A 1,444-nucleotide genomic window follows, 5' to 3' on the forward strand; every position below is an offset into this window, starting at 1 on the left:
CACTACTTTGGCATTTTAGGCTCCGCAGCATCCGCAAGGAGCCTGTCACAGTGAGGGCATCGTCTGGGTGGATGTCGCATGAAGAGGTTGAGGATCGCTTGCCTTATGGCCGGCAAGCTTGGTTGTGGCGGGGGTCCCGAGACTCTTTTTTTTCCGCCCCGCTGCCTTGAGGCGGCGGGATTGAAGGAAGGCGTAGGCGATCATCGTCATCAGTGCGTGTCGGTGTAATCCCGTCCAGGATCTACCTTCAAAGTGGTCGAGCCCAAGTTCTTCCTTGAGCTGCTGGTGGGCCTGTTCACAGACCCACCTGGCCTTGATCGTGGCAGCGAGCGTCTTGATGGAGGTCTCGGTCGGCAGGTTCGACACATAGTATTTTTGCTCCCCGGTCGACCGCCGCTCGCCGACGAGCCACACCTCATCGCCCGGCATGCACTGCATACGGCTATCGAGCATCCGGTGCTTATGACCGTCCGCAACGCGGACACGGCGGGCCGCGAAGAGACATGTCAGCCGACCTTTGGTGCCCCGCCGCCAGCTGACCTTCTGCCATTTCGCTGTGGCCAGCAACGCTTCGGCAGAGACCGGGGGCTGATTGGGAATATGGTATTTACGAGGCTTTCCGGTCTTCGCGACGGGAAAGATCAGATCAACGTCGGCGGGGTAGACGGTCTGGCGTCGTGACAGACCCACCGCCCACATCAGACCGCGCTCGCTTAGAGCCTGACGGAATGGTCCGCTGGATCCGTACCCTGCATCGGCAAGCACACAGCCGAAACGCGCGCCGGAGGCGATGACCCGGTCGATCTCCTCGATCGCAATCTCCGGCTTTGTCAGAGCATTGTGTCTATCCTTCGGCACACCGCCCCGCGCCATGCGCTCAGGGTCATCCGTCCAGCTCTCCGGCAGGAATAGCCGCAGGCCCACCATCACCGGCACCTCGCGCGACGCCAACGTGACCGAGACCAGCGACTGACAGTTGGCAGTCTTCCCGAGCGACGAGGCATATTGAGGTGCTACGCCAACCGAGTGACGTCCCTTCTTGGGCAGTGCCGTGTCATCAATGACCAGAAACCCCGCCTCATCGCCGACCAAGCCATCCGCCTCTTTCAGCAGAACGGCCTCCAGGGGAGCACTGTCCCAAACACCCGCAGCGACGAAATGATGAAGCTGATCGTAGCCGACATCGCCGGAGCGCGCCGCCATCGGCTGAACGCTCTTGCGGTCTCCGGGACCGATCAAACCCGCGACATAGAGCGGGCACATCCGCGCCCGCGTCTTGTGCCGTAGCGCCGCAACAAACGGCGCAAGCCAACGGTCGAGATCGCCTTGCCAGTCCACGTCCATTGATCGGCCCTCCATAAGCCGACCTCTTATGAATCACGCAAACTTGCTCTTGGGAACCCCAAAAAACCGCCCGTAGCTAAAATATGCCAAAGTAGTGCTA

General features: G+C 60.9%; 1 pseudogene. It reads right to left on the bottom strand.

Features of this window, described 5'->3' with window-relative positions:
• Positions 1 to 45: 45 nt before the first annotated feature.
• Positions 46 to 1,381, bottom strand: a pseudogene (locus tag CCC_RS00410) (IS701 family transposase).
• Between the last annotated feature and the right edge of the window lie 63 nt (positions 1,382 to 1,444).

Origin of the sequence: Paramagnetospirillum magnetotacticum MS-1 (assembly GCF_000829825.1) — a bacterium.
GTDB classification, from domain to species: Bacteria; Pseudomonadota; Alphaproteobacteria; order Rhodospirillales; family Magnetospirillaceae; genus Phaeospirillum; species Phaeospirillum magnetotacticum.